5 protein-coding genes are annotated in these 7,671 nt (G+C 41.6%); all 5 read left to right on the forward strand.

The features are described 5' to 3' along the window. Positions 1–637 precede the first annotated feature (637 nt). The 5 genes from ACYQ28_RS18645 to ACYQ28_RS18665 all read left to right on the forward strand — a co-directional run bounded on the left by ACYQ28_RS18645 (position 638) and on the right by ACYQ28_RS18665 (position 7,601). Complete coding sequence (locus ACYQ28_RS18645; protein WP_460052805.1) at positions 638–1,675, forward strand: ADP-ribosylglycohydrolase family protein; 1,038 nt, start codon at positions 638–640, stop codon at positions 1,673–1,675. 262 nt (positions 1,676–1,937) lie between these two features. Continuing rightward, positions 1,938–3,143 (forward strand): RHS repeat domain-containing protein, encoded by a 1,206-nt coding sequence (locus ACYQ28_RS18650; protein WP_460052802.1) that lies wholly within the window; start codon positions 1,938–1,940, stop codon positions 3,141–3,143. A 684-nt stretch (positions 3,144–3,827) separates the two neighbouring features. Continuing rightward, positions 3,828–5,654 carry an RHS repeat domain-containing protein gene (locus ACYQ28_RS18655; RefSeq protein ID WP_460052799.1) on the forward strand — a complete coding sequence of 609 codons (1,827 nt, stop codon included), beginning with the start codon at positions 3,828–3,830 and terminating at the stop codon, positions 5,652–5,654. Between the two features lie 5 nt (positions 5,655–5,659). Continuing rightward, positions 5,660–6,067, forward strand: a complete 408-nt coding sequence (locus tag ACYQ28_RS18660) for a hypothetical protein (protein ID WP_460052796.1) — start codon at positions 5,660–5,662, stop codon at positions 6,065–6,067. A 136-nt stretch (positions 6,068–6,203) separates the two neighbouring features. Continuing rightward, a complete protein-coding gene (locus ACYQ28_RS18665; RefSeq protein ID WP_460052794.1) occupies positions 6,204–7,601 on the forward strand; it encodes an RHS repeat domain-containing protein in 1,398 nt (465 codons plus the stop codon). Positions 7,602–7,671: the final 70 nt, after the last annotated feature.

Consider the following 7,671-nt stretch of genomic DNA (forward strand, 5'->3'; position numbering starts at 1 on the left):
TTTATAGGCCATTTGTAGGTTCCTTTGTTTGGGGCAGTTTACCCTACAAGCTGGTACGAGATTATTAAACCACTACATAGTACTAGGGATAAACTTTCTGAAGCGGTTCCTATTTTCTATGAGTGCTTTTTATAAAACAGATATTGTGACTCTATATTGAGGAAGTGTTCGGAACTTGATGATGAAGAAAAGAATACTTTCAACGGTAAATATTAGACAATTATTGAACCACTAAATAATCTAAAGAAAACAATGAAAGGAGTATGCCCTAAATGTTTTGGTGAGGTTTATGACCAAGTAAATCTAGATATAGAAAATATAATTGATAGTGTTGATGAGGTGCGATGGGTATTGCCAAGTAATATATTTTACTCGTCTGAGATAATCTAACCGTTACTAGTTTATCATATAATAAATGCAAATTTATATTTTAATTAAGTTGCTTTATTTATTTTGCGCACCAAATTTTTTCCATAAATACAATAAGAACAGCGCTCAAGTTTAAGCTGAACACTAATATAAAGCAGATTTTTTCTTGGATAATTTTTGACTGTATCTAATTAAAGGAATACGAAAAATTAATATACCTCCCCTATCAGAAAAATACAGCGAAGGTTACGCAACTAAGAATGAATGGTTGTTAAGGTATTTCGAATATAGGTCTTCTTATTCGGCTATCGAATCTAACTCTCATGAAATAAGAGCTTTTCAATCATCATTAGGTAAGAATAGTTCTATTTTAGCAGATCGTTTCCGTGGTTGTTTATTGGGGCTCGCCATTGGGGACGCTTTAGGTACTACTTTAGAATTTAAAACCCGAAAGGAAGAGGAGTCCCATACAGAAATTACCGGTGGTGGAGTATTTAATCTTAAAAAAGGTGAATGGACCGACGATACAAGTATGGCGTTGTGCTTAGCATACAGCCTACTCGATAAAAAAGCGTTTGATCCCAAAAACCAAATGCAGCTTTATCAAAAATGGTATCGGGACGGGTTGTTTAGTTCTAACGGGAGTTGTTTTGATATTGGGAATACGACCTCTACTGCAATAGAATTATTTGAACAAACGGGAAACCCATTTTCTGGCTCCGAAGATGAGCGGTCAGCTGGTAATGGTTCTCTTATGAGGCTTGCTCCTGTTCCTTTATTCTTTGCTTCTATCCCTTCAGAAGGAATATTAAATGCTGGTCTCAGCTCTAAAACTACGCATGGAAACCAAGTTGCTGTTGATGCTTGTCGGTATTTTGCAGCTTTGATTCTGGGTGCGTTGGTTGGAGTAAAAAAAGATGTTTTACTCAATGATATTTATGAGCCAAGTAAAGATTATTGGAGTTATTACCCATTATCAGAGGTGATAGTTGAATTAATACGTAGTAACTATCTAATTAAGAAAAGAGAAGAAATAAAATCAACGGGTTATGTTAAAGACAGCTTAGAAGCCGCGTTGTGGGCTTTTGGCACTACCGACTCCTTCGAGAAAGGTATGATCCGAGCAGTAAACCTCGCCGGAGATTCGGATACTATAGGAGCTATATACGGGCAAATTGCTGGAGCTTATTACGGCGAGACTTGCATACCTTATAGATGGATTAAATCAATTAAATATAATCATTATTTCTACTATCTAGCAGATGAGTTAGTTAGTTTTTATAGTGGTATTCCAGTTACTAAATAAACGCAGTAATTTTTATACTTTAATATCAATTAAACATTTACCGTCATTAAAACACAATCAATAGTGCCTATCCAACGAAAACGGCGAACGCTACCAGCTGGAATACGACGGCAACGAACGCCTTACCAAAGAAATTGGCTTTGATGGCCGCGTACAAGCCTATCAATACGACGCCGCTGGATTCTTAGTCGCACACATCGAAGGCGACCACAACAACAGTCATCAAGTCAAGCTCAACACCACCCAATTTAAACGCGATGCGTTGGGTCGCTTACTTGAAAAACTCAGTCCCGATGGCGAAGTAACCACCTTTGCCTACGATAAGCATGGTCGTCTAGCTCAGGCCAACAACGCCTCGCAACAACTGCGTTTCCGCTACAATGCCAGCGGCCGTTTGATTGAAGAACATCAAGGCGAACAGGTTTTACGCCATAGCTACAACAGTTTGGGTTTACGCACCCAAACCACCCTGCCCAGTGGCGATACCCTAAAGTATCGGTTTAATAACATTGGTCAATTACAGTCGGCCTCGTTTAACGACCAACTGATTACCCAACTAAAACACAATAATTCAGGCCAAATTGCCGAGCGTAAACAAGGCGAACTCACCAGCGAATACGACTACGACGCCATGGGTCGTTTGTCGGAACATCGCGTACTCAGCCAAGCGCAAAAACACGCCGTTATCCAGCGCAACTATCGCTACACCCAAGCAGGCAATTTAGAGAGTATCGACGACCTTAACAAAGGCAGCACCCAATACTTTTACGACGCGCTTGATCGCCTAAAACAAGTCGAAGGCTTTGTTAACGAACAATTCGACTTCGATCCAGCCAACAACCTTATCCAGCAGAGCGAACAACCCAAAGCTGAGCAGGCTCAACAAAATTCCAATCAAGCCACAGAAAACTCCAATCAAACCACAGAAAGTGCCCAAGAATTTGCAAACAACAACGTCGTATCTCTGGATAAAGCCCGAGAACAAAAAGCGGAAAAACAAGCCAAAGGCAACCGCCTCGCCTTCCAAGGTGACAGACACTTCACCTACGACTCGCGCGGAAATTTAATCAAAGAAGCGAGAGGCAAAAACGGCAAACTCATCACCGAATTCCGTTACAACGCCCAGAACCAATTAATCGAAATTGATCATTGCGGTACTAAAACCCAATACCAATACGACGCCTTGGGCCGCAGAACCAAAAAAATCAGTGCAGACACAGAAACCCAATTTCTGTGGAATGGCGACGTACTGTTAAGCGAAACCCAGTATGAGAAGAACGCAGAGCAAAAAGAATTATTAAACGCAAAAATCTACGTCTTTGAGCCCAACAGCTTCAAACCGCTGGCGCAAATCCAAAACAACGAAATCTACCATTACCATCTCGATCACCTAGGCACACCACAAGAACTCACCAACAATCGTGGAGACATTGTTTGGAGCGCCCAATACAAAACTGTAGTGGTTTAATAAACAAATATACACTAGAAGCTAGAAAGCCCAACAACTCCGATGAAATAACATTAATATCGTTACGTTTTTCTTCAAATAGCAAAGTTTCTAGTGGTGACTTTATAGATACGCCAGAAATAAAACCGTACGATTTTTCAGTTATTCCAGGGGTTAATTTAGTTCAGGAAAGCTATTTGATAAATAATAAAGAGGTAAGTTTTACACACAAAAAAGACTCGAATTATCTTTTTGAGATCAACATCAACATACATTGAAATCTCGAAATTTTGTAGCCACTTTATAAGATCTAGAAGTTAAACGGGATGTGTAAAGGTATGAGGATTAAGTCTTGTGCTTTAATTATCACTAAAATAGTAAAGCGAAAACGTAGAGCTCTATTTTTAGGCTGCATACAGAGGAGCATAATAAAGGACATCCATAAATTTGACTTTACTTCAAACTCATCTCATAACCCCAAACCATTACTAAACCTCGCTCCGAACAAGTCTCAATCGACGATACACCGTTTTACCACTAGATGGTTCGCTGTGCGCGTTGTGCTTTTATGTGTGGTGATGATCACGAAACCGATGAGAATTTCGATCATCGAAAACAGTTGGATTCTTAGTCGCACACATCGAAGGCGACCACAACAACAGTCATCAAGCCAAGCTCAACACCACTCAATTTAAACGCGATGCGTTGGGTCGCTTACTTGAAAAACTCAGTCCCGATGGCGAAGTAACCGCCTTTGCCTACGACAATCATGGTCGTCTAGCTCAGGCCAACAACGCCTCCCAACAACTGCGTTTCCACTACAACGCCAGCGGCCGTTTGATTGAAGAACACCAAGGCGAACAGGTTTTACGCCATAGCTACAACAGTTTGGGTTTACGCACCCAAACCACACTGCCCAGTGGCGATACCCTAAAGTATCGGTTTAATAACATTGGTCAATTACAGTCGGCCTCGTTTAACGACCAACTGATTACCCAACTAAAACACAACAAATTAGGCCAAATTGCCGAGCGTAAACAAGGCGAACTCACCAGCGAATACGACTACGACGCCATGGGCCGCTTGTCGGAACATCGCGTCCTCAGCCAAGCGCAAAAACACGCCGTTATCCAGCGCAACTATCGCTATACCCAAGCGGGTAATCTAGAGAGCATCGACGACCTTAACAAAGGCAGCACCCAATACTTTTACGACGCGCTTGATCGCCTAAAACAAGTCGAAGGCTTTGTGAACGAACAATTCGACTTCGATCCGGCTAATAACCTTATCCAGCAGAGCGAACAACCCAAAGCCGAGCAAGCTCAACAAAATCCAAATCAAACTACAGAAAATTCTCAAGAATTTGCAAATAGCAACGTTGTTTCACTCGATAAAGCCCGCGAACAAAAAGCCGAAAAACAAACCAAAGGCAACCGGCTCGCCTTTCAAGGTGACAGACACTTCACCTACGACCAACGCGGAAATTTAATCAAAGAAGCGAGAGGCAAAAACGGCAAGCTAGTCACAAGCTTTACCTACAACGCCCAAAACCAATTAATCGAAATTGATCATTGCGGTACTAAAACCCGATACCAATACGACGCCTTGGGCCGTAGAACCAAAAAAATCAGTGCAGACACAGAAACCCAATTTCTATGGAATGGCGATGTATTACTTGCTGAAACTCAAAACGACAATCAACCAAAAATCTACGTCTTTGAGCCCAACAGCTTCAAACCATTAGCGCAAATCCAAAACAATGAGATTTATCACTACCACCTAGATCACCTAGGCACACCCCAAGAACTTACCGCCAACGACGGCAGCATCGTATGGAGCGCCCAGTACAAAACCTACGGTAACCTCGCCTTAAAAGCCGTAGAAACAATCGAAAATAATATACGGTTCCAAGGCCAATACTTCGACCAAGAAACAGGCTTACACTACAACCGCCACAGATACTACAACCCCAACACTGGGCAATTTACCCAACAAGACCCCGTTGGGTTATTGGGAGGATTAAATAACTACCAATATGCGCTGAATCCGATTGGGTGGATTGATCCTTTTGGTTTGACCTGTAAGGAAGGCTTCGCATATATCTATCATTATGAGGGGCCAACTAGCCCTCATTTCACAATTGTTACCGAATTTGATGGAAAAAAGTTTGGTACAGAGCAGATAGGAAGTGAAGGAGAAAGAACTCTAGATATGGAGTTCAACCCTCTTGACGCAGAAATGCCTCTTCTTGCCGTATATAAAGTAAAATTAGCTGACGCTGAAGCATCTCAAAAATATCAACGCGACCTGGTGGATCAAGGTTATGGCGCTTTGGATCGTGCTGGCTATGATCCTGATAGGCTTGATACACCTATGTATTGCGTGGAAACACAAAGCTGCTTGACTCATGTTTTTGATGTATTGAATGCCGGAGGTAAACCAGCTCCGAAAACCTCACCTGTAGGCTTATCTACAAGAAGATACATGAAAAGTATCGAAAAGGAATCTAAATCTTATGACTCGAAAGGTTAGTTGATATGGCTCAATGGTTGTGTAGACAGCACGGTAAAATAAACCATATTCCTGCGTGTATTCATATAAAGCAAAGTGTTTGTGATCTGAAGTTATTAGAGTTTAGATTAGTGCTGGAAGAGCTGTCACAGGTAGGCACGAGTTATATTACTTACCTTCTATGTAAAGACTGTGCTGAAAAGATAGGTATGCAAAATAAAGCCACTATCTATTTCGATCCGCAACTTCGAAAGTTTGAACAAGATGAGGATTTTGATGAAGAGGAAGCGATATATGAGGGTATTTTCGATCAGCTTGATGAAGGATTGGTTTCGATTTGTGAAAAATGCTTATTAGATATTTTTCCTGAATTTTTTTCGGTATTAGATGAATATAAAAAAGGTGTGGTAGAGGTACCGAAAAAACAAGGTTGAGTGCTGACAAAGGAAAGTAGCATGCTATTCAATTACTAATTTCTTCAATGAAGTAAAATGGGAAAAAAATATAACATAACAACAAATATGAAAAGGTGATAATTACGGTATTAAAACCGAATACCGATACGACGCCATGGGCCGCTCGTCGGAACATCGCGTACTTAGCCAAGCGCAAAAACACGCCGTTATCCAGCGCAACTATCGCTACCCGCAAGCGGGTAATTTAGAGAGTATCGACGACCTTAACAAAGGCAGCACCCAATACTTTTACGACGCGCTTGAGCGCCTAAAACAAGTCGAAGGCTTTGTGAACGAACAATTCGACTTCGATCCGGCTAATAACCTTATCCAGCAAAGCGAACAACCGAAAGCCGAGCAAGCGCAACAAAACCCAAATCGAGCCAAAGAAAACTCCAATCAAACCACAGAAAGTGCTCAAGAATTTGCAAACAGCAACATTGTTTCACTCGATAAAGCTCGCGAACAAAAAGCCGAAAAACAAACCAAAGGCAATCGTCTAGCCTTTCAAGGTGATAGACACTTCACCTACGACTCGCGCGGTAACTTAATCAAAGAAGCGAGAGGCAAAAACGGCAAGCTGGTCACCGAATTCCGTTACAACGCGCAAAACCAACTGGTGGAAGTAAACAGCAATGGCACTAAAACCCACTACCAATACGATGCTTTAGGCCGCAGAACCAAAAAAATCAGTGCAGACACAGAAACCCAATTTCTGTGGAATGGCGACGTACTGTTAAGCGAAACCCAGTATGGGAAGAACGCAGAACAAAAAGAATTATTAAACGCAAAAATCTACGTCTTTGAGCCCAACAGTTTCAAACCACTGGCGCAAATCCAAAACGACGAAATCTACCATTACCATCTCGATCACCTAGGCACACCACAAGAACTTACCGCCAACGACGGCAGCATCGTATGGAGCGCCCAATACAAAACCTACGGTAACCTCGCTTTAAAAACCGTAGAAACAATCGAAAACAACCTACGCTTCCAAGGACAATACTTCGACCAAGAGACCGGCTTACACTACAACCGCCACAGATACTACAACCCCAACACTGGGCAATTTACCCAACAAGACCCGATTGGATTATTGGGTGGGATTAATAATTACCAATATGTTCCTAATCCAATCACGTGGGTTGATCCGTTTGGTTTAAGTTGTAAAGAGGGGAAAAATCGTCAATTACCGTTAACTCCAGAGAGTGCGCCAAAAAGAGTAGACTTCTCTAATCTAAACCCTGCATTTATGGAGTTGTGGAAGAAAAGCTTTCCGAAAGGAATAAGCCAAGAGCACGGAGGAACTTTAGTTTCAATTAAGGGGAAAATACAATTAATTAATAAAGGTGCGGGGGATCGAGGAAGTTTTTCCTCTGACTTAAATGTTCCTGATGACACCCAGGCTGTTGGGATTTTTCACACACACCCTTACGATGAAACTGAAGGTGGACACACGGGCATATCTCTCAGTGGTGGTGATGCCGCATATTTAATTAATCAAAACCTGTAGTGGTCAATTATTTTCATACCACCCTGTAGGAGGTTTTTATCATTTAAATGCTTTCTCAACTTCAGCTGGT

The organism is Sessilibacter sp. MAH1 (genome assembly GCF_054658315.1).

What these genes read in the sequence shown, in the direction of transcription:
- ACYQ28_RS18660 (WP_460052796.1), top strand. Translation starts at nt 5,660, where the DNA reads ATGGCTCAATGGTTGTGTAGACAGCACGGTAAAATAAACCATATTCCT.
- ACYQ28_RS18665 (WP_460052794.1), top strand. Translation starts at nt 6,204, where the DNA reads ATGGGCCGCTCGTCGGAACATCGCGTACTTAGCCAAGCGCAAAAACAC.